The sequence below is a fragment of the Oceanithermus desulfurans genome (genome assembly GCF_014201675.1).
Taxonomy (GTDB): domain Bacteria; phylum Deinococcota; class Deinococci; order Deinococcales; family Marinithermaceae; genus Oceanithermus; species Oceanithermus desulfurans.
On record NZ_JACHEZ010000001.1, the window covers coordinates 296,369 to 316,950 of the forward strand.

At 67.4% G+C, this 20,582-nt stretch carries 22 protein-coding genes and 1 pseudogene; 8 read left to right on the top strand and 15 right to left on the bottom strand.

All coding sequences use genetic code 11. The features are described from left to right. Positions 1-57 precede the first annotated feature (57 nt). The 4 genes from HNQ05_RS01625 to HNQ05_RS01640 all read right to left on the bottom strand — a co-directional run bounded on the left by HNQ05_RS01625 (position 58) and on the right by HNQ05_RS01640 (position 4,098). Positions 58-1,341: a molybdopterin-dependent oxidoreductase gene (locus HNQ05_RS01625; RefSeq protein ID WP_147145406.1), complete on the bottom strand. Its 1,284-nt coding sequence runs from the start codon at positions 1,339-1,341 to the stop codon at positions 58-60. Between the two features lie 133 nt (positions 1,342-1,474). Next, positions 1,475-2,104 carry a c-type cytochrome gene (locus HNQ05_RS01630; RefSeq protein ID WP_147145408.1) on the bottom strand — a complete coding sequence of 210 codons (630 nt, stop codon included), beginning with the start codon at positions 2,102-2,104 and terminating at the stop codon, positions 1,475-1,477. After that, on the bottom strand, positions 2,091-3,059 hold the full coding sequence (locus tag HNQ05_RS01635; protein ID WP_147145410.1) for a bifunctional enoyl-CoA hydratase/phosphate acetyltransferase: 969 nt from the start codon (positions 3,057-3,059) through the stop codon (positions 2,091-2,093). The genes HNQ05_RS01630 and HNQ05_RS01635 overlap by 14 nt, the downstream gene beginning before the upstream one ends. Further along, a complete protein-coding gene (locus tag HNQ05_RS01640; RefSeq protein ID WP_246104073.1) occupies positions 3,040-4,098 on the bottom strand; it encodes a butyrate kinase in 1,059 nt (352 codons plus the stop codon). Before HNQ05_RS01640 ends, HNQ05_RS01635 begins: the two co-directional genes overlap by 20 nt. 92 nt (positions 4,099-4,190) lie before the next feature. On the opposite strand from HNQ05_RS01640, the gene HNQ05_RS01645 reads away from it, so the two are divergent. Next, positions 4,191-5,405 carry a S1C family serine protease gene (locus tag HNQ05_RS01645; RefSeq protein ID WP_147145414.1) on the top strand — a complete coding sequence of 405 codons (1,215 nt, stop codon included), beginning with the start codon at positions 4,191-4,193 and terminating at the stop codon, positions 5,403-5,405. Between the two features lie 46 nt (positions 5,406-5,451). On the opposite strand, the gene HNQ05_RS01650 is transcribed toward HNQ05_RS01645, so the two are convergent. Both HNQ05_RS01650 and mqnE read right to left on the bottom strand, forming a co-directional pair. Next, on the bottom strand, positions 5,452-6,267 hold the full coding sequence (locus HNQ05_RS01650) for a menaquinone biosynthetic enzyme MqnA/MqnD family protein (protein WP_147145417.1): 816 nt from the start codon (positions 6,265-6,267) through the stop codon (positions 5,452-5,454). Between the two features lie 4 nt (positions 6,268-6,271). Then, on the bottom strand, positions 6,272-7,396 hold the full coding sequence (mqnE, locus tag HNQ05_RS01655; RefSeq protein ID WP_221266616.1) for an aminofutalosine synthase MqnE: 1,125 nt from the start codon (positions 7,394-7,396) through the stop codon (positions 6,272-6,274). Positions 7,397-7,452: 56 nt separating this feature from the next. Here mqnE and HNQ05_RS01660 point away from each other — a divergent pair, with 56 nt between their 5' ends. From HNQ05_RS01660 to malQ, 4 genes are read left to right on the top strand one after another with little or no spacing between them, the layout of a single operon-like run. Next, on the top strand, positions 7,453-8,073 hold the full coding sequence (locus HNQ05_RS01660; RefSeq protein ID WP_147145422.1) for a MotA/TolQ/ExbB proton channel family protein: 621 nt from the start codon (positions 7,453-7,455) through the stop codon (positions 8,071-8,073). Next, positions 8,054-8,449, top strand: coding sequence for an ExbD/TolR family protein (locus HNQ05_RS01665; protein ID WP_013457931.1), 396 nt, complete (start codon positions 8,054-8,056; stop codon positions 8,447-8,449). The genes HNQ05_RS01660 and HNQ05_RS01665 overlap by 20 nt, the downstream gene beginning before the upstream one ends. A 10-nt stretch (positions 8,450-8,459) precedes the next feature. Further along, entirely contained in the window at positions 8,460-10,238 is a 1,779-nt protein-coding gene (locus HNQ05_RS01670) for a DUF3048 domain-containing protein (protein ID WP_183677517.1), read from the top strand. 26 nt (positions 10,239-10,264) lie between these two features. Further along, on the top strand, positions 10,265-11,776 hold the full coding sequence (gene malQ / locus HNQ05_RS01675; protein WP_147148288.1) for a 4-alpha-glucanotransferase: 1,512 nt from the start codon (positions 10,265-10,267) through the stop codon (positions 11,774-11,776). Here malQ and glpX read toward each other — a convergent pair. The 7 genes from glpX to HNQ05_RS01710 are packed head-to-tail and all read right to left on the bottom strand — an operon-like array spanning position 11,763 to position 18,006. Beyond that, the gene (gene glpX / locus HNQ05_RS01680) at positions 11,763-12,731 is read right to left on the bottom strand and encodes a class II fructose-bisphosphatase (RefSeq protein WP_147148290.1); all 969 of its coding nucleotides are present in this window, start codon (positions 12,729-12,731) and stop codon (positions 11,763-11,765) included. The genes malQ and glpX overlap by 14 nt on opposite strands. A 41-nt stretch (positions 12,732-12,772) precedes the next feature. After that, on the bottom strand, positions 12,773-13,402 hold the full coding sequence (gene hisIE / locus HNQ05_RS01685; RefSeq protein WP_147148292.1) for a bifunctional phosphoribosyl-AMP cyclohydrolase/phosphoribosyl-ATP diphosphatase HisIE: 630 nt from the start codon (positions 13,400-13,402) through the stop codon (positions 12,773-12,775). Then, positions 13,399-14,166: an imidazole glycerol phosphate synthase subunit HisF gene (hisF, locus tag HNQ05_RS01690; protein WP_147148294.1), complete on the bottom strand. Its 768-nt coding sequence runs from the start codon at positions 14,164-14,166 to the stop codon at positions 13,399-13,401. The genes hisIE and hisF overlap by 4 nt, the downstream gene beginning before the upstream one ends. A 10-nt stretch (positions 14,167-14,176) precedes the next feature. Further along, entirely contained in the window at positions 14,177-14,569 is a 393-nt protein-coding gene (locus HNQ05_RS01695; protein WP_147148296.1) for a type II toxin-antitoxin system VapC family toxin, read from the bottom strand. Then, a complete protein-coding gene (locus HNQ05_RS01700; protein ID WP_147148299.1) occupies positions 14,569-14,805 on the bottom strand; it encodes a type II toxin-antitoxin system Phd/YefM family antitoxin in 237 nt (78 codons plus the stop codon). The genes HNQ05_RS01695 and HNQ05_RS01700 overlap by 1 nt, the downstream gene beginning before the upstream one ends. Positions 14,806-14,823: 18 nt before the next feature. Then, entirely contained in the window at positions 14,824-16,050 is a 1,227-nt protein-coding gene (locus tag HNQ05_RS01705; protein WP_147148301.1) for a class I SAM-dependent RNA methyltransferase, read from the bottom strand. Between the two features lie 12 nt (positions 16,051-16,062). Further along, on the bottom strand, positions 16,063-18,006 hold the full coding sequence (locus HNQ05_RS01710) for a hypothetical protein (protein WP_147148303.1): 1,944 nt from the start codon (positions 18,004-18,006) through the stop codon (positions 16,063-16,065). Between the two features lie 84 nt (positions 18,007-18,090). Here HNQ05_RS01710 and HNQ05_RS01715 point away from each other — a divergent pair. From HNQ05_RS01715 to HNQ05_RS01725, 3 genes and pseudogenes are all read left to right on the top strand, one after another. After that, positions 18,091-18,333: pseudogene (locus HNQ05_RS01715) on the top strand (amino acid ABC transporter permease); the annotation flags it as partial. Positions 18,334-18,341: 8 nt separating this feature from the next. Next, positions 18,342-19,070, top strand: coding sequence for an amino acid ABC transporter ATP-binding protein (locus HNQ05_RS01720; protein ID WP_281287853.1), 729 nt, complete (start codon positions 18,342-18,344; stop codon positions 19,068-19,070). A 9-nt stretch (positions 19,071-19,079) separates the two neighbouring features. Next, entirely contained in the window at positions 19,080-19,445 is a 366-nt protein-coding gene (locus tag HNQ05_RS01725) for a hypothetical protein (RefSeq protein WP_147148305.1), read from the top strand. Here the strand turns inward: HNQ05_RS01725 and HNQ05_RS01730 are convergent. After that, the gene (locus tag HNQ05_RS01730) at positions 19,401-20,306 is read right to left on the bottom strand and encodes a patatin-like phospholipase family protein (protein WP_147148306.1); all 906 of its coding nucleotides are present in this window, start codon (positions 20,304-20,306) and stop codon (positions 19,401-19,403) included. The two genes, HNQ05_RS01725 and HNQ05_RS01730, sit on opposite strands and share 45 nt — an antisense overlap. Further along, a complete protein-coding gene (locus HNQ05_RS01735; RefSeq protein ID WP_147148308.1) occupies positions 20,267-20,536 on the bottom strand; it encodes a hypothetical protein in 270 nt (89 codons plus the stop codon). Before HNQ05_RS01735 ends, HNQ05_RS01730 begins: the two co-directional genes overlap by 40 nt. Positions 20,537-20,582 lie beyond the last annotated feature (46 nt).

Sequence of the window (20,582 nt, forward strand, 5' to 3'; positions counted from 1 at the left end):
CGCGTAGTTTACATGGAAAAGGCCGCCCCGCGGAGGCGAGGCGGCGCGTGTCGGGGGCTAGCTTACCTTCACCTTGATCTTGTCGGCGCCGTTCCACTCGTAACCCGAGGGGTTCCAGTCCACCACGCCGTCGAGGGGCTGGGCGCGGCCCCAGCGGTCGATGGCGCGCACCCAGACCTCGTGTTCGCCGGCGCTCATGGGCAGGTAGATCTCCCACTTGTACCAGGCGTAGGGGCTGTCGGGCGCGGTGATCTTGGCCGAAACCCAGGTCTTGCCCTGGTCCTTGGAGACGAGGACCTGCTCGATCGGCTGCACGCCGTCGTTCCAGGCCACGCCCCAGAACTTGACCGTCCCGGCCTTCACCTGCTCGCCGTCGAGGGGCGCGAAGACCACGGCCTTGACCTTCTGGTGCCAGTTGGGGCGCGAGTTTTCGAAGCCCTGCTTCTTCTTGTCGTACTGGCCGGGCTCGACCGGGTAGAGCGGTACGCGGTAGCGGAAGACCTGGTTGTAGTTGTAGCTTTCGCGGGCCTCGAAGCGGATCTGGCCCACCCACTTGACGTTCATCGTGCCGTAGTAGCCGGGCACGATCAGGCGCACCGGACCGCCGTGCACCGCGGGGATGGGCTCGCCGTTCATCTCGATGGCGAGGATGGCGTTTTCCATCACGTCGCGGCCGATCCAGTCGGTCTCCGGGTCGTTGGACCAGGGAAGGCTGTGTTCGAAGTCGGGACGGCCCCCGGTCTTGGGCGGAAGGTCGCGGCCGTTCACCGTGAGGAACTGGGCCGCCTCGTGGGGCTCCACCTTGAAGTGGGCGAGCACGTCAACGAGCTTGGGCCCCTTCCAGACGGTCTGGCCCATGCCGCCGTGCCCCCACTGGGTGCCCTTGGCCTTGGCGCCGTACTTGGCGAAGAAGCTGCGGCCGTTGCCCGAGCACTGGAGGACCATCTTCACCTCGTGCTGGGGCAGGTCCTTGAGGACGCTGGCGTCGAAGTGCGCCGGGCGCAGCACCATGCCCACGATCTCCACGGGCCAGCCCTCGAGCGGGATGGGCTCGTTGGTCTTGCCGCCCTCGAGCACCTGGTTGTTGCGGATGTAGAGGAACTGCTTCGGGGTGACCTCGTACTCGCGCAGGATGTCGAGCGGGGTCTCCATCACGCCGGTCTTGGAGTTGTGCACGATCAGGCGCGGGTCCTTGCCGATCACCACCTCGTTGGCCTTGGGCGCCGCCTGGGCGCGGGCGAAGCGCGTGACGACCGGAAAGAAGCCGAGCGCCGCCGAAGCCGCACCGGCGCGCTTGAAAAGGTCCCTGCGGGTGATACCGTTCGCTTGCTGCTCCTTCATAGATCCCTCCTCCAACTTTTGTGCGCGACGGATTGCCGTTCACAAAGGGTACGGGACAAATATACTACCAATACCTTTGAGCATCAAGGTGCCCCGGCCAGACGACCGGGGCGAGGCGGTGCGGCGGGCCGGGTCAGGGAGCGGGGCGCAGCAGGCGCACCAGCGAGGGCGTGAGGCCTTTGGCGCGTTCGCGAGCCACCGATTCGGCCGTGAAGGGTCGTTGCGTCAGGTATTCCACGATCGCGGCCACCTGCGCGTCGCTCAGGAAAGGCAGCGGCTCCATGGGCGCGTCGTAAGCGCGGCCGTCCTGGTATAGGGGACCCGAAAGGCCGAAGAGGACGACCTGAGCGACGTAGTCCGGGTGCTCGCGCCAGGCCGGACGGTCCCGCAGCAGCGGCGCGCGCTCGGGGTCTTGGTGGCAGGCGGCGCAGTGCTCCTGGTAGAGCGCCTTGCCGTCCGCGGCGGCCGGGGTCGCGGGGGTGGGCGCGGGGCGGTCGCCGAGCTGGGCGGCCAGGTAGTCGAGCAGGCGCGCGCGCTCCTCGTGGGAAAGCGCGAGGCCGTAACCCTCCATGCGCTCGAGGACGGCCGACCACCCCGGCCGGTCGAGGCCGCGGGCCGCCAGCACCGTGGTGAGCGCGTGGCACTCCGTGCAGTTCCGATAGACCAGCTCCGCTCCGGGCGCCGGCGGCAGCAGGGATCCGGCCGCGGCGAGCGCCAGCAGCACCCCGAGCCGGGCCAGGATCGCCGGGTTAAACCGCCTCATGAACGTAGGGCAGGCGCTCCGCGGCGATGACCGCGGTGGCCAGCGAGAGGAACTTCACCTCTTCGGGGTCCGCGCGGCTGGTGAGCACCATTGGCGCGCGCGCTCCCATGATCAGCCCGGCCCCGCGCACCCGGGCGAAGTAGATCAGGCTCTTGTAGAAGACGTTGCCCACGTCGATGTTGTCGACGATCAGGATGTCGGCCTTGCCGGCCACCGGGCTCTTGATGCCCTTGATGCGGGCCGCCTCCTCGCTGACGGCGTTGTCGAGCGCCAGGGGGCCGTCGATGACCGCGCCCTTGATCTGGCCGCGGTCGGCCATCTTGGCGATGATGGCGTCCTCGACGGCGGTGTCCATCTCGGGGTTGACCACCTCCACCGCGGCCAGCAGCGCCACCTTGGGCGGGTTCACGCCCAGTACGTGGGCCAGCGTGACCGCGTTCTCGACGATCTGGATCTTGGCCTTGAGGTCGGGATTGATGTTCATCGCCCCGTCGGACATGAAGAAGAGGCGGTCGTAGCCCTTGGCCTCGTAGATGAGGACGTGCGAGAGCAGCCGCCCGGTGCGCAGGCCCCATTCGCGGTTGAGCGCGGCGCGCAGGAAGTCGGACGACTGCACCATTCCCTTCATGAGGATGTCTGCCTCGCCGCTGGAAACGGCCTGGGTGGCCAGCTCCGCGGCCTCGGGCGGGTTCTTGGCGTGGCGGATCTCGAGGTTCTGGGTGCGGATGCCCAGCTCGCCGGCGATGCGGCGGATGCGCTCGGGGTTGCCGAAGAGGATGGGGTGCACCAGCCCTTCGATGCGCGCCTCGTTGACGGCCTCGACGACGTGGGCTTCCTCGGCGGCGGCGACGGCCACCTTCTTGGGGCCGCCCACCTGGGCGATCAGGCGGGCGAGCTCGAGCAGGCTCGTCATGTCCCGCAGGGGTTGAATTTCTTTAAAGTCCAGCGCTTCCATGGCGTACCTCGTCCATCCGCTTGGGATTTTCCTGGCCGGTGAGCGCGCGCCACGCCCCCGTGGCCAAAGCCTGCATTTCGAACTCGCCCGGGTGCACGTGCACCGGCGCGGCCCAGCTCAGACGCGCTTCGATCTGCCGCACGACGTAGCCGAAGCGCGCCCCGGCCCCGGTGAGGAAGAAGGCTTGCGGACGTTCGCCCGCCGCCAGGCCCAACATGTATTTTGCCACCTGGAGCGCGTAGGCGTCCGTGGTCAAACGTACCTGGGGCTCGTCGAGCCGTGCCTCCACCCGCCGCAGGTCGTCGGTGCCCAGGAGCCCTTTGAAGCCCGAGGCGCGCCCGAAGAAGTTGCGCGCCGCCTGCCGCCCGTCGCGGGCGGTCTTTTCGATGACCCCGTAGACGGGGACGGTGCCCGCGCGGTTGGGGCTGAAAGGCCCCTCGCCCAGGAGGGCGTCGTTGGTGTCGACCATGCGTCCGCGGGCGAAGCGCACCACCGAGGTGCCGCCCCCCAGGTGGGCCCCCACCAGCGGGACCTCCTCGAACCGCGTCCCCAGCTCGTCGGCCACCTTGCGCGCGGTGTAGCGCAGGTTGAGGGCGTGCACCCGGCTGCGCCGGGGGACGCCGGGGGCGCCGCTGATGCGGTTTACTTCCTCCAGTTCGTCGACGGTGGGCGGGTCCACCACGAAGGCGGGCACCCCGTAGCGCCGGGCCAGCTCGAGCGCCAGCGGGGCGGCCAGGTTGGCGGGGTGGGCGCCGTGCACGGCCTCCAGGCAGGCGCGCACCATGACCTCGTCGACGACGTAGACGCCGGCGGGCAGCGGGCCCAGCAGCCCCCCGCGCGCGGCGAGGGCGTCGAAGGGGGCCCAGGCTTCCGCCAGGGAAAGGACCTGCCCGCGCCGGCGCTCGAGGTCGGCCGCCAGGCTGGGGGCCGGCGCGTGGCGCGCGATCTCTTCCCGCAGCAGCCGCGCTCCGTCCGCGTCGACCTCCAGGAGGGCCAGTTTGGTGCTCGTCGAACCGGGGTTGATCGCGAATACCCTCACGACCCCAGGATACATGCGCGCCGATGCCCCGCCGCCTCCTCACTTGTACTTAATACGAGGAGACTAAGATTAGATGCGGAGGTGCATGTAAGATGTCGATGAGAAAGTCGCTGATCGGTTTCGCGGGCATCGTCTTGGTGGCCGCCGTCGCGTTGACCTGGAACCTCCCCGGCGCCCGCGCCACCGGGGAGGCCCAACCTTTTAACCAGCCCGAGGCCTACCTGCAGAACGAACGCAACACGATCGGAATCGTCGAAACCTACGGCGACGGCGTGGTCTTCGTCTCGGTGGCGACGGCGCCCAAGGTGGTGCGCCCGAACCTGCCGCCGGGCTTCGAGGACTTCGCGCCCTTCTTCGCCCCTTACGTGCAGCCGCCGCGTCAGGGAACGGGTTCGGGCTTCGTGCTCGACAAGGAGGGGTACATCCTCACGAACTACCACGTGGTCGAGGGTGCGGACGAGATCACCGTGAAGTTCCACGAGGACCCCAAGGCCTACCCGGCCAAGCTGGTGGGTTCGGCCCCGCCGCTGGACCTGGCGCTGCTCAAGGTCGACGTGCCCGACAAGGGCATGCTGCACCCCATCCCGCTGGGCGACTCGGACCGGCTCAAGGTGGGGCAGAAGGCGATCGCGATCGGTAACCCCTTCGGGCTCGAGTTCACCGTCACCGAGGGCATCATCTCCGCGATCCGCACCAACCCGGGCGCGGAGAGCTCGCTGATCCCGCGCCTCATCCAGACCGACGCCGCGATCAACCCCGGCAACTCCGGCGGGCCGCTGCTCGACTCGCGCGGCGAGGTGATTGGCATCAACGCCGCGATCATCAACCCCAACGGCGTGCCCCAGTTCGCGGGCATCGGCTTCGCGATCCCCATCAACCTGGCCAAGAAGTACCTGCCGGAGATGCGCGCGGGCAAGAAGGTGACCGCCGAGGAGATCGTCAAGAACAACCCGCGTCTGGGCGTCACGGTGATGCCGGTGCAGTACTACCCCGAGCAGGTGCGCCAGCGCTACGATCTGCCCGACCACGGCCTCGTCGTGCAGAGCGTCGACAAGAACAGCCCGGCGGCCGAGGCGGGCCTTAAGGGCGCCAAGGACTACATCTACTTGCAGCTGCCCAACGGCAAGACGCTCGAGCTCGGGGTCGGCGGCGACGTGATCGTCGAGGCGAACGGCCGCCCCATCTACGACATCACCGACCTGCGCGCCGTCCTCTACGGCCTCAAGCCCGGCGAGAAGGTGAAGCTGAAGCTGGTGCGGGACGGCAAGGAGCGGGTCGTCGAGCTCGTCCCCCGCGTCGTCAAGTAGCCCGGACCGGTCGCAGCAAGAACCCCCGCCGCGGCGGGGGTTTTCGTCATACCGACCAGTACTCTTCGGGGCCGAGGAGCCCCACCGCTTCGGCGAAGGTCGCGAGGCCGAGCCGGTCCGGCGGTTCCAGGTGGTAGCGGAAGTTCCAGAGGTAGTGCTGCAACAGCGGCGCGGGGATCCCCAGCCGCGCGGACTCGGCTGCGGCCACCTCGCCCAGGCGCCCCAGGCCCTCGCGCCGGGCGCGGCGCAGCAGGGCCACCACCTCGGGCGGGGGCTGCTCGCCCGCACGCGTGGCCCAGAGGGCGAAGACGAAGGGCAGGCGCGTGGCCCGGAACCACTGCATCGCCAGGTCCGTGACGTAGTGGCCGCCGGGGCGGCGGGGAAGGTCGTGCACCGAGGCGGGCGTGTGCTCCAGGAGGCCCGCGTAGGCGGTGAGGGCGCGGTCGCCGATGAGCAGCACCCCGTCGTAGCTCTCCAGGCCTTCGAGGCCGACGGGGGCGGGCTCGAGCTCGGCCGGGACGCCGCTGCGCTCCAGCAGGTGGGCGAGCAGCCGCACGCTGGTGGCCGACTCCGAGGTGATGGCGATGCGGCGCAGCTCGTCCCAGGGGCGTTTGTGGAAGAGGTTGACCGAGTAGACCGCGCCCAGGACGGCCACCGAGAAGTCGGGCAGCGCCCGCAGGGCGCCGCGGGCCTCCAGGTAGAACTGGCTGGAGACCAGCGAGAGGTCGACCTCGCCCTCGGCCAGCCAGCGGTTGAGTTCGGTGGGGACGCCGAAGCGCAGCTCGACGCCCCGCGGGGCCTCGAGGAAGTGGACCAGGGGCGCGGTGTTCGCGTAGTGGGGGAGACCGATGCGGTAGGGCATGGCGTCAGGCGACGGCGTCGTAGACCCGGACGACGTTGTAGACCGCGTCGCGTTCGACCGGCAGGCGGCCGGCGCGGCGGACGATGCGGGCGAGCTCTTCCTTGGTCATGGCGCGGCCCGAGGTGGCGCCAGCGGCGTTGACGATGGACTCGGCGATCAGGGTGCCGTCGATGTCGGAGACGCCCCAGTCGAGCGAGACCTGCGCCAGCGGGACGGTGAGCGTGGCCCAGTACCCTTTGATGTGGGGGAAGTTGTCCAGGTAGACGCGGGCGATGGCGAGGTTCTTGAGGTCGTCGAGGCCGGTGGTGAACTCGGTCTTGCCCAGGTTCTGGGCCAGGCTGTTCCCCAGCGGCTGGAAGGCCAGCGGGATGAAGCTCATGAAACCTCCGGTTTCGTCCTGCAGCCGGCGCAGCCGGTCCATGTGGTCGAGGCGCTCTTCCAGGGTCTCGATGTGGCCGTAGAGCATCGTGGCGTTGGTGGGCAGGCCCAGCGCGTGGGCGGTGCGGTGCACCTCGAGCCAGCCCTCGGCGTTCACCTTGTTCCGGGCGATCTGGCGGCGCACCCGCTCGGCGAAGATCTCGGCTCCGCCCCCCGGCATCGCGTCGAGGCCGGCGGCCACGAGCTCACTCAGGACGGTGCGGTAGTCGGCCTTCGCGATCTTGCTGAAGTGGTGGATCTCCGCCGCGGTCCAGGCCTTGACCTGGACGCCCGGGAAGTTCGCCTTGAGCGCGGCCACGAGTTCGAGGTAGTAACCGAAGGGTTTCTTGGGGTGGTGGCCGCTGGCGATGTGGATCTCGGTCAGGCCGGGTTCGTAGCGCTCGCGCACCCAGGCCACCGACTCCTCCACGCTCCAGTCCCAGGCGCCCTCCTCGCCGAAGCGCTTGGCGAAGGCGCAGAAGGGGCAGCCCACGTAGCAGATGTTGGTCTGCGAGAAGCGCAACGAGTGCACGAAGTAGGTGCGGTCGCCGTGCTTCTGGCGGCGGACGTGGTCGGCGAGCCGCATCAGGGTGTTCAGGTCGCGGGTCCGGTACAGCGCCAGCCCTTCGTCGAAGCTCAGGCGCTCGCCGGCGTAGACCTTGGCGGCGATGGGCTCGAGCGCGGGGTCGAGAACCTTGCTCACGTCCCCCATCCTACCGCGCGGGGCCGGGTAAAGCACTTCTCATGGCGCGGCGGTAGGATTGCATTATGTTGCAGCTTCAGCAAGGGGGTTGGATCCTCGTCTTCCTGCTCCTGCTTACCCTCTACGCCGCCTACGTCTTCTTCGAGCGTTACCTGGCGCTTCGTCGCGAGAAGATCGGCGGCGAACGGTTGATGCGCGAGGTCGACGCATCGGTGCGGCGCGGACAGGTGGAGGTGGCGCTCGAGGCCGCGCGCGCCCACGGCGGCACGCTCGGGCGCTTCATGCTCGCGGGCCTGGCGCGGGTGCCCTTCGGGGTCACCGCGGTGGACGCCGCGCTCAAAGCGGCGCTGCTCGAGGAGGAGTCGCGGCTGGCGCGGGGCCTCGGCGTGCTCAGCGTCACCGCGCAGGTGGCGCCGCTGCTGGGCCTCTTGGGCACCGTGAGCGGCATGATCCGCGCCTTCAACGTGCTCGCCAGCCAGGGGCAGACGACGGCCAAGCTGCTGGCCGGCGGCATCGGCGAGGCGCTCTTCACCACCGCCGCCGGCCTGATCGTCGCCATCCCGGCGCTGATCGCCTACCACTACCTGGCCGGGCGCGTGGACGACATCCTCAGCGAGCTCGAGCAACGCCGCGAAGAGCTCCTGGGCATCCTGGCCGAGGTGAGGAATGGCGAACCGCAGGCGTAGGCGCGAGCCCAGCATCAACCTGGCGCCGCTGGTGGACATCGTCTTCCTGCTGGTGATCTTCTTCATGGTCAGCAGCACCTTCATCACCCCCGAGACCGGGCTGCCCATCGACCTGCCCCAGGCGACGAGCGGCGAGGCCCGCCCCGAGGGGGCGCCCACCGTCGTCGTTCAGGCGGACGGCCAGGCCTTCTGGAAGGGCGAGCCGGTGGACGACGCCGCGCTGCTGGCCTCGTTGCGCGCCGAGCTGGCCCAGGATCCGGTGGGTACGGTGATCTTGCGCGCCGACCGCAAGACCCCCCACGGCCGGGTGGTCCAGGTGATGGACGTCATCCGCCGCGCCGGGGCCAAGCGCGTGGCCGTGGCCGCGGTGCCCTAGCGGAGGCGCGATGACGGGCCGCGTGCGCCGCCTCACCCCCGAACAGAAGCGCAAGCGCCGGGCCGCGCTGCTGGCCCTGACGGCGACGGCGTTTCTGACCCTCGTCTTCATCCTCCTGGTGTGGACGCCGACGCCGCGTGCGCCCGAGGCCACGGGCTACCTGCTCCTCGAGCTCGGCGAAGGCGCGCAGACGACCGGCGAAGAAACGCCCCCCACCGCGCCGGAGCCCGCACCCGAGGCCCCTCCGCTGGCCCGGCCGCCGACCGAGACCGAAACGCCGCCCGAGCCCGGCCCCCCGCCCGAGCCGCAGGCCGCCGCCTCGGAAGAGGCGCCGGCCCCCGAACCCGAGGCCGCCGCGCCGGAAACCCCGCCGCCCGAAGAAGCGGTTCAGCCCCCCGCCGAAGAAGCCCCGTTGCCGCTGCCGGCGGCCGAGGCCCCCGCCGCGCCGCCCGCTCCGGCGGAGGCCGCTCAGCCGGAGCCGGTCGCCGCCGCGCCGGCTCCCGGCGAAGCTCCCCCCGAACCCGCGCCCGCGGCCGAAGCGGCTCCGGAGACTGCTCCGGAAACGGCCGCCGCGCCCCCGGCGCCCGCAGCGGCGGAGACCGCTCCCCCGCCGGCGCCCGAGGCGTCGGAACCCGGCCTCGAGCCCGTCCCCGCGGAGGCCGCTCCCGCGCCGGCGCCAGAGGCGCCCGCGGCCGCTGCGGCTCCCGCAGCCCCCGAAGCGGCCCCCGCCGCGCCCGCGGCTCCCACCCCCGCTCCGGCGGCGCCCGCCGCCCCCGTGGGGGCGCCGCCCACCCCGACGGCGGCCCAGCCCGGCAGCGCCGCGCCTCCGCCGCCGGCCCCGGCTCCCCCCGCCTTCGCGCCCGCTCCGCCGGCCCCCGCCCTGCCGCTGGCGGGGGGCGAACCTGCGCCGGCCCCCGTTCCCGCAACCAGCCCGCAGCCGGGCCGGGACCGCGGCGGAGCGATCGGCCCCGGGGAAAAACCCTACAAACTCGAGCGCCTCCGACCCATCCTGGTCGCCGTCGACAACAGCGCCGCGGCCTTTCCCCAGTGGGGGCTCGACTGGGCGGTGCAGGTGCACGAGGTGCCCGTCGAGGGCGGAGTCACCCGCCTGCTCGTCCGTTACGAGGGCGGCGAGAAGGGGCGGCTGGGCCCGGTTCGTTCGGCGCGCCCCTACATCCTGCGCCTGGCTCAGGCGATGGGCGCGGTGCTGCTCCACGTGGGCGGCAGCCCCCAGGCGCTGGCGATGATCGAGCGGGAAAAGATGATCACCTTCGACGGTCTTTACGACCCGCTCTTCCGGCGGGACCCCCGCCGCCGCCCGCCCCACAACACCTACGTGGAAGGGGCGCAGGTGCGCAAGCAGCTCGCCCGCCTGCGGCTCGAGCGCAAGCGCACCCTCAGCGGCAAGGCCTACCGGCCTCCCGAGGACGCCCCGGACGGCGAGCGGGTCGAGGTCCGCTTCGCCCCCGACTACGTGAGCGCCTTTCGCTACGACGGCCAGGGCTACGTCTGGTACCGCAACGGCCGGCTGGTGCGCGGCAGCGCGCCCTTCCGGGTGACCGCGGTGGCCGTGCTGCGTGTCGACGCGCGCGTGATCGACGACGTGGGCCGGCTCGCGCTCGACCTCGCCAAGGGCCACGGCGCGCTCTACCTCGACGGCAAGCGCGTGCCCGTTACCTGGCGGATCCAGGGCGGACTCGTCATCGAAGACGCCGCGGGCCGCGCGCTCGACCTTACGCCCTACCGGACCTGGTTCCTCTGGGTGCCTCCCTGGGCGACGCTGCGCTAGCCGGCGCGGAAGCGTTACCATGAGGCATGGAGCTCCCGCGCAGCTTCGGCATCCTGGTCCACCCCACCTCGTTTCCCGGCCCCTACCCGATCGGCAACCTGGGGGACGAAGCCCGGGCCTTCCTGCACTGGCTGAGCGCCGCGGGCGCGCGCTGGTGGCAGGTGCTGCCCCTGGGGCCGACCGGCTACGGCGACTCGCCCTACCAGTCGTTCTCGGCCTTCGCCGGCAACCCCTACCTGATCGACCCGCGGCGGCTCGTCGACCGGGGCTGGCTCGAGGCCGCCGTTCCGCCTGAGGCCCCGTCCGGCCGCGTGGACTACGGCCTCGTCTACCGCTGGATCTGGCCGCTCTTGCGCGAGGCCTACGGGGGCTTCCGCGCCCGGCGAGCGCGTGAGGATGCGCACGCGCTCGCCGTCTTCGAACGGGAACACGCCGGCTGGCTCGAGGACTACGCGCTCTTCATGGCGCTCAAGGGCGAGCACGGCGGCGCCCCCTGGTGGTCCTGGCCCGAGCCCCTGAAGCGCCGCGACCCCGCCGCGCTGGCCGCCGCGCGCGAGCGCCTCGCCGAGGAGGCGGCCTTCCACCGCTGGACCCAGTGGATCTTCTTCTCGCAGTGGCGTGCGCTCGCGGACGTTGCCCACGGTCTGGGCCTCGGCCTCGTCGGCGACATGCCCATCTTCGTGGCCCACGACTCGGCCGACGTTTGGGCCCACCCCGAACTCTTCCAGCTCGACGAGGACCTGAACCCCACCGCGGTGGCCGGGGTGCCGCCCGACTACTTCAGCCCCACCGGCCAGCTGTGGGGCAATCCGCTCTACGACTGGGAGGCGCTGCGGCGCACCGGCTTCGACTGGTGGATCCGGCGGATCCGCCTGGCGCTGACGCTGTCCGACCTGGTGCGCATCGACCACTTCCGCGGCTTCGAGGCCTACTGGGCGGTGCCCGCCGGCGCGGAAACGGCGGAGCACGGGCGCTGGGAGCCCGCCCCCGGCGAGGAGCTGTTTCGCAGGGTGCAGGAGACCTTTGGTTCGGTGCCCATCCTCGCCGAGGACCTGGGGCTGATCACCCCCGAAGTGGAAGCGCTGCGCGACCGCTTCGGGCTGCCCGGCATGAAGGTGCTGCAGTTCGCCTTCACCGGGGAGGACAACCCCTTCCTGCCCCACAACTACCCGGAGTCGGGCAACTGCGTCGTCTACACCGGCACCCACGACAACGACACCACCCGCGGCTGGTGCGAACAGGCGCCCGCGGGCGAGCTGGCGTTCCTGCGGCGTTACCTGGAGGCGCGGGGCATTCCCTACGAGAGCTGCGACGACGCGCCCTGGGCGCTGATCGAGCTGGCCTTGCAGAGCCGCTGCCGCATGGCGGTGTTTCCCCTGCAGGATCCGCTGGGGCTGGGGTCGGAAGCGCGAATGAACTTCCCCTCGCGCCCCGAGGGCAACTGGACCTGGCGTTTCGCCGCCCGCGACCTGTCGGCAGGGCTCTCAGGGCGCCTGCGGGCGCTGGCCGACCGCTACGACCGCGTCAGACGCGGATGACCACCCGGGCATCGGCCTCCATCAGGTGGATGGTGTCGATGAAGCGCACCACCCGGGTCTTGTGACCCATGGCGATCGAGTGGGTGCGCGCGCCGCCGCCGAAGAAGCGCACCCCCTCGAGGATGTCGCCGTCGGTAATGCCGGTGGCCGCGAAGACGATCTCGTCGCCCGGCGCCAGCTCAGGGGTGCGGTAGATCTTGTTCTCGTCGCCGCCCATGGCGTGGAGCCGTTCGCGCTCGGCTTCGTCGGCGGGCAGGAAGCGGGCCTGGATCTCGCCGCCCAGGCACTTGAGCGCGGCGGCCGCGAGCACGCCCTCGGGCGCGCCCCCCGAGCCCATGACCGCGTGCACGCCGGTGCCGCGAATGGCCGCGGCCAGGGCGGCGATCACGTCGCCGTCGCCGATCAGCTTGACCCGGGCGCCGGCCTCGCGGATTTCGTGGATCAGCTTCTCGTGGCGCGGCCGGTCGAGGACGACCACGACGAGATCCTCGACGTTGCGGTTCATCGAGAGGGCGAGCGCCTTCAGGTTGGCGCTCACCGGCCAGCCGAGGTCCACCTTGCCGGCCGCCGGCGGGCCCACGATCAGCTTGTCCATATACATGTCGGGGGCGTGGAAGAGGCCGCCCTTCTCGCTGATGGCGATCACCGTCACCGAGTTCGGCAGACCCTTGGCGGTGATGTTGGTGCCCTCGACCGGGTCGACGGCGATGTCCACCTCGACGCCGCCCTTGCCCAGCTGCTCGCCGATGTAGAGCATGGGCGCCTCGTCCATCTCGCCCTCGCCGATCACCACCGTGCCGCTGATCTCCATCTCGTTCAGCTGCTTGCGCATGGCTTCGGTGCCGGCTTCGTCCACCGCGTGCTTGTCACCCTTGCCGGAAAAACGACTGGCCGCCAAGGCGGCCTGTTCGGTGACACGGACGACCTCGAGGACCAGCTTGTTCTCGATGCTCATGCCCTCAGCCTAACAAAGGTCCGCACCCGCGGGCGAGGGTTTCAGGCGTCTTCTGCGGGTTGGTGCCGTTCGCCCAGCACCCGGGCCAGGTCGGCCGGCGAGAGGCCGCGCTCGGCCAGCACCAACAGCAGGTGGAAGACCAGGTCGCTGGCCTCCCAAGCGAGCTCGGCCGGGTCCGGGTTCTTGGCGGCGATGATCACCTCGCCCGCCTCCTCGCCAATCTTCTTGAGGATGCGGTCGAGGCCCGCGGCGTGCATTTTGGCGACGTAGGAGCCTTCGGGCCTCTGCTCGAGCCGGTCCTGGATCGTGCGCCAGACCTGCTCGAGCACCCAGCCCAGCGGCGGGGCCGTCTCGGGGGTGACGGGGTTGAAAAAGCAGCTGCGGGCGCCGGTGTGGCAGGCGGGGCCGTGAGGGCGCACCCGGTAGAGCACGGCGTCGCCGTCGCAGTCGAGGCGCATCTCCACCAGTTCCTGGACGTGGCCCGAGGTCTCGCCTTTCTTCCACAGCGCACCGCGGCTGCGGGAGTAGAGATAGGTTTGTCCGGTTTGCAGGGTGCGCTCGAGCGCCTCGCGGTTGGCCCACGCCAGGGTGAGCACCTCGCCGGAGTCGGCGTCCTGAATGACGACGGGCACGAGCCCGCGTTCGTCGAACTTGACCGCGTCCAGGTTCATTCGATGTCCTCCCGCATGGGGATGCCGCGCTGGGCCAGGTAGTGTTTGAGCTCGGGGATGGGGATCTCGCCGAAGTGGAAGACGCTCGCCGCCAGCGCGGCGTCGGCGCCGGCGCGCTCGAAGACCTCGGCGAAGTGTTCGGGCGTGCCCGCGCCGCCCGAGGCGATGACCGGGATACGCACGGCCTCGGCCACCGCGCGGGTGAGCGCGAGGTCGTAGCCCGCTTTGGTGCCGTCGGCGTCCATGCTGGTGAGCAGGATCTCACCCGCTCCCAGGCGCTCGCCCTCGCGCGCCCAGGCCACCGCGTCCAGCCCCGTGGGCTTGCGGCCGCCGGCGACGTAGACCTCCCAGCGCCCGGGCGCGACGCGCTTGGCGTCGATGGCCAGCACCACCGCCTGCGAGCCGAAGTGGTCGGCCAGCTCGCGGATCAGCTCGGGGCGGGCCACCGCCGCCGAGTTGACGCTCACCTTGTCGGCGCCGGCGAGCAGGAGCGCCCGCGCGTCCTCGAGCGTGCGCACCCCGCCGCCGACGGTGAAGGGGATGAAGACGCGTTCGGCGACCTGCCGCACCATCTCCAGCACCAGCGGACGGTTCTCGTGGGTGGCCGTGATGTCGAGGAAGACGAGCTCGTCGGCGCCGCTTTCGTCGTAGGCGACCGCGGCCTCGACCGGGTCGCCGGCGTCGACCAGGTTGACGAAGTTGACGCCCTTGACCACGCGGCCCTCGTGGACGTCGAGGCAGGGGACGATGCGACGCGCAAGCACGGGGCTGATTCTACCAGAGGCGCCGAGCGCCGAAGGCGTCCAGCGCAGCGTCTTTGCTGACGATGGTCATGCCCTCGAGCCTGGCTTGAGCGGCCAGGATGCGGTCGAAGGGGTCTCTGTGGGCCTCGTCGAAGCTGCCGGCCAACAGGGCATGGCTGTTGGTGATGGGTACTTCGACGGCGCCTATGCGGGCCAGGCTGCCCGGATAATCTACGATCAACGGCTCGGCCTGCGGCAGCCTACCAAGGCGGTATTTCGTGGCAATCTCCCAGGCCGACGCGCTGGAAGCAAACAGCGACGACAGGGGATCATGGATGACGGCGAACGCTTTCGCCGACAGCAGGTGCGGCCTGGCTATGGCGTAGAGAAGGGTGTGCGTATCGAGCAGGTAGCGACCCTTCATTATGCTTCGTTTTCACCGTACCAGGCGGCCAGCTCTTCTTCGGGTAGCGGTTCGAAGAAGCTATCGGGAATGTCGAAGTCAAGGAAACCCAGCTCACGGGTTTGCGGCTTTTCGGGCATCAGCCGAACCAGTGGCTTGCCCCGTTTGGCGATGATGACCTCCTCTCCCCGCAGCGCTGCTTCCAGCAGCTCCGACAGCTTGGCCTTGGCCTCGGCGACGTTCACAACCTTTGCCATGCTCCCAGCCTAACATGGTCAACTCGACATGGTCAAGTAACTGAGCACCTCGACGTGGTGGGTGTAGGGGAAGAAGTCGTAGGGGCGCGCGAAGTCGAGGCGGTAGCCGTGCTCCGTAAGCCGGGCGACGTCGCGGGCCCAGGTGGCGGGGTCGCAGGCGATGTAGACGATCTCTTGAGGTTTCAGTTCCAAGAGGGCGGCCAGCGTCTCCTTGGCGAGACCCGAGCGGGGCGGATCCACGGCCACGAGCTCGGCGGGGCCGAAGCGGGCGGCCTCGCGGGCGTCGGCGCGGGCGAAGCGGACGTTTTCGAGCCCCAGCCGTGCGGCGTCGGCGCGGCCCTTTTCGATGCTGCGCCGGTTCAGGTCGGTCACGGTGACCTGGGCGAAGTTTCGGGCCAGGAAGAAGCCCAGCACTCCCGAGCCGCCGTAGAGCTCGAGCGCCTTCCCTCCCGTGCCCGCCAGCTTCGCGGCCTCGGCGTAGAGCCCGGCCGCGGCTCGGGGGTTCACCTGGGCGAAGCTGACCACGTCGATCTGCACCTCGAGCTCGCCGTAGCGCTCGAGCAGCGTTTCCTTGCCCGCCAGAAAGCGCGTCGGGCCCCGGAAGCGTCCGCGCGGATCGGCCGCCCCCCACCAGACCCCGGCGATGCCGGCCTCCACCAACCCCTCGGCCGCCTTGCGGAAGTGGCGGGCCTTGCCGCCCACGAGGCCGAGCTGCACTTCGCCCGTCAGCAGGCTGCCGCGCAGGGCCACCTCCTCCAGCCCCACCAGCGGCCAGGTGTTCAGCAGCTTCAAGGCTTCCCGCAGGGGCCCGGCCAGCAGCGGGTCGTCGTGCACCCTCACCAGCTCGTCCGATCCGGGCCTGCGGTAGGCGAGGCCGCCGAGGGGGTGCAGCGCGAACTGGGCGGCGGTGCGGTAACCCAGCGGGGCGGGGGAGGGGCGGATGGGGTGCACCTCCGCTTCCAGCTGCGCCACCCGCGTGAGCGACTCGCGCACGAAGCCTTCCTTGACGGGCAGCTGCGCTTCGTAGCGCATGGGCAGGTCCGCCCCCGGGGGCAGGCCGGGGTCCTCGCGGTCGGGCGAGGGTTCCAGGATTTCGACCACCGTTCCCTCGAGGTGGTTTTTCTTACGTTTCAGGCGCGCCCGCACCCGTTCACCGGGTAGACCCCCGCGCACCAGCGCCACCCCTTCGGGGGTACGGGCAAGACCAAGGCCGCGTGGTATAATCTTAGATATAATTATATTCACAACAAATCACGTTTAGCGCTTACAATTAAATCTAATTAAATTATCTCCGGGAGATACAGACCTTGTAAGCATCGGGCAGACATATGCGGAGCTGGCGGTGAAGGTATAGGTCCCTGGGAGCATCCGACCGCTGGGGTTTACGGTACAACTAACCTTTCTATCGTAAGGGCCACCTGCTTTACTCTGAACGTAACACTCCCCACTCACGTAAGCGTAAGGTTGAACCGTTAAAGTCACCGTTTCGGAGTCTTCGCTACGGATGACATCTCCGTTACCAAAGTCGATCGCGGCATCGATTTTGAATGTGATGTCGTGTTCGGTGGTATATCTTCTTGGATTAGTGAATTGCCTAGATATTGTATGCAGTCCAATACAACCCGTACCAGCTGATCTGTAGACAAGCTGGTTATCAATCAGTAACTCGCAGTTCGGTCTAGCTCCGCTAAAGTAACTTATGACTTCCCCTGCGAAAGAAATTCGTACGGTACCACTTCCAGCTATCTCGTCAGGGTCCACTGAGAGTTGCGACACCCATACCCGAACAGGAGGAAGAACGCTAGTTTGTAATGTCCTCTTTATTACAGTGTTATTAGCATTGGTAGCTACCATGTGAACTTCTAAAAACAAACCAGGTCCAGGTATTGTACCAGGACTATATAGTGTAACAGACGGGGAGTGTCCAGAAGTAGGGCAGGGCTCCGGCCCAAAATTCGCCAATAAGGTACTCGAGGGTGGATCAACAAAGTAGAATGAGAACGAGCACGTGTATGGCTCTTCGTACAGTTCGTCCACCAGCTTATAGTCAAAGTTAAATGTATTACCATAGACAGGATCTGTACCGTTGTTTTTGAAGTTGATAGTGTAGTAATCAGTTAGTGTAAACGATCTAATGTATGCCTCATTCGAAGTCGTACGACCATCGGAAAGACGGACTGATACGTTGTACCTTCCCATACGCGCATACTTGTGTGACGTACTGACTACTTCAGCATTATTCGTACTATTACAACTCAACGTATCAATTGTTCCATCTCCCCAATCAACAATGCAGGATAAGTTACTCAAGTAACTTCTATGGAGTACCATTATGTTCGCTGTAACTGGAACATCGTAGTCAAGACCCCCGGATACGACCTTACCGGTGATTTGAACATCCAAAATAGCGCCAACGCCGTCAATATAAGGCTGCCCTAATGGGACAATGCCGTCAGGCTTATGCGAGAAAAGAGAAATATCGTGTTGATATATCCGGTTTCCTCCTTGTTGCCACGAAAATACAAGTTGATCACCGGTGTTAAAGGTTACGTTATTGTATTTGTATTTCCAATGAATTTTGTAATTTTTTATCTGTGGTTGACACCAACCCCATGCACCAAACCACTTGGTATGCGTGTATTTGCCATTGCCGTCGGGCTTTACGACATCTTTGTGTCGTGTTTCCCACCATGCACAGCTTGTTGATGTGCTATACGTGGCAACGATAGTTCCACCGCTTATAGCAGGTGAGATTTTGCCTGTCACAGTAAACTGGGCCGCGCCCTGCGCGATAGCAATTTGTTCATTATGTATACTAGATATAGTGAATAATAATGACAATAAATCTAAATATTCTTTACTATCTATATTCAAGTCGGATAATGATGAAATAGTTATGTGTGGATACTTGTTTTTAAAAGATTTGATTGCGTCTACAATGTATACTTCAATATTCGAAGCAAAATCATTTGAAGATAAAAACTTAGATAATAGCAAATTCAAATTGCTCAAATCATCATTACTAGCTTCACCGTCTAAAAACATGCGATATAATCCTTGAAACTTGGTAATATCGGTACTTGTAACTGTACCACTGACAGTGCCAGAACTAGAGTTGCACGAAACGATGGAAGCGACAAGCAAAATCGCCATAGCCATGAGAGACAAGCGAACAAAATTATGTTTCATAATATATTTCATAGCATAATCCTATGCATGAAGTCAACAATAAGAAAAATGTCATTCGGAAAAGCGTGGTCTGATTGGCTTCATGCGACCTCGTTTATAATGATCATTGTCCCGCCCCTGGTCAACAACGTCATCGCGCTGCTCAAGGACAGCTCCCTGGCTTCGGTCATTACGTTGCTCAAGCTCGTGCATCAGGGTCAGCGCATGATTTCGATCACCTTCCGCCCGGTGGAGGTCTACATAGCGGTCGCCGCCATCTACCTCATCCTAACGACGGTGCTCACCTTCTTCACCGACTGGCTCGAGCGCGAGATGGCGCGGCGCGGCGCGGCCACATAGGAGTCGACATGGCGATGGTCGAGATGCGCAACGTGCACAAGTGGTTTGGCGCTTTGCACGTGCTCAACAACATCAACCTGGACGTCGAAAAGGGCGAAGTCGTGGTCATTATCGGCCCTTCGGGATCAGGGAAGAGCACCCTGATTCGCACCATCAACGCCCTCGAACCAATACAAAAGGGCACCATCGTGGTAGACGGCCTCGACATCACCAAGCCGCGGAACGTCGACGAGGTGCGCAAGGAAGTCGGCATGGTCTTCCAGAGCTTCAACCTGTTTCCGCACATGACCGTGCTCGAGAACATCACCCTGGCCCCGCGGATCGTCCGCAAATGGCCGCGCGAAAAGGCCGAGCAGATCGCCCTGGAGCTGCTGGAGCGGGTCGACATCGCCGACCAGGCGGAAAAGTACCCCGCGCAGCTCTCGGGCGGGCAGCAGCAGCGCGTCGCCATCGCCCGGGCGCTGGCCATGCAACCCAAGATCATGCTCTTCGACGAGCCCACCAGCGCCCTCGACCCGGAGATGGTGGGGGAGGTGCTCGACGCCATGAAGGAGCTGGCGAAGAGCAGCATGACCATGCTGGTGGTCACCCACGAGATGGGCTTCGCCCGCGAGGTGGCCGACCGGGTGATCTTCATGGACATGGGCGAGATCATCGAGGAAGGGGAGCCCGACCAGGTCTTCTCGCACCCCCGCCACGAACGCACCCAGGCCTTCCTGGCGCGGATCCTGCATTAGTCTGGGGGCGTGAGCCGCATCCGCCAGGTCTACCTTTGGCTGCTGGGCCTCAACCTCTTCGTCGTCCTCTTCGCAGCGGCGAGCGCGCTGCTGCTGCCGTCGCCGCAGGGCTGGCCGGGCTGGATGCCTGCGGCGTGGTGGCTGAGCGCCGTCGTTTTGAGCACCGGCGTGCTGGTCTACCGCCGGCAGCTGCTGAGCCGCGGCGACGTTACGGAGCGGCGCGTGGCCGCGCTTTCGCTGGCGGCCCTGCCCATGGTCTGGGGCTTGTTCGCGGTGCTGGCGTTCTGGGCGGGGTACGGCGCCACCGCGGCGGGGCTGGCGCTGGCGGCGCTAGCCCTTGCGGCGCTGGGGTTCGCGTTGCAACCAGGCGAATAGCCCCCTGCGCTTGGGTGCGAGCAGGGCTTCGAGCTCGGACAGGTGGGCCTGGGTGGTTTCGTAACCGAACGCGTACAGGGCGTTGGCCTGGCTGTAGTCGAAGGTGTCCACCGGATGGTCGGGCACCAGCGAGAGCACGTAGTCGGCGCGCTCGAGCGCCAGCCGCTTGAGCCGGCGGATCGAGGCCTCGCTGGCCATCAGCATCACTTCGAACGAGTTGTGCGGTTTGTGCAGGCGCACGGGGTTGGACACGTCCACGCCCACCACCGGCCCGGGGCCCAGCTGCCGGGCGGCGGTGACCGGCACCTTTTCCACCACGTCGCCGTCGACGAGGAGGCGGCCGCCCCAGGGCACCGGCGGGAAGATGCCGGGGATGGCGCTGGAGGCCATGACCGCGTCCACCAGGGGCCCCTCGCGCAGCACCACCACCTCGCCGGTGTTCAGGTCGGCGGCGTTGATGGCCAGCGGGGGCACGAGGTCTTCGATCCGGGCGGTTCCGTAGAGTTCGAGCAGCCCCTTGCGCAGACGCTCGGCGTCGGCGATGGCCGTGTGGCGCAGGGCCTTGAACAGCCGGCTCTGGATCTTGGCCGCACGCAGCAGCCGGTTGCCGTTGGCCATGAAAAGGTCGGCGAGCTGGCGGTCGATCACGTGGCTCATCAACGGCTCCACCTCGAGCGGCAGGTCGAGCCCCAGGTTGGCCGCGGCGTAGGCCCCCGCCGAGCTGCCCGCCACGCCGGCGATGGGCAGGCCCGCTTCCCGGATCGCGCGCAGTGCGCCCAGGTGCGCGAAACCGCGCACCCCGCCCCCGCTGAGCGCGAGGATCAGTCCCGGTTGCGTCGTCGATCCGTCGAAAGCAGCCATAGCCCCAGGAGCAGAACGCCGAGCGGGAGCGCCCACTTGAGCGCCGCGAAGAAGAGCCCCAGCGCCAGGAGCGCCAGCGCCAGGATCCAGCCGAAGCTCACGAGCACCGCCCCCAGCGCCAGCGCCAGAACCAGGCCGACCAGGGTCAGGGCCACCGCCAGCAGCGGCCCCAGGATCGGCCACAGCAGCAACAGCCCGAGAAGGAGCAGCGCCCAGCCAAGGTATTTCATGCCTTCATTCTACGCGCCGCGCCCTCTCACCGCCCCTTAAGCCCGT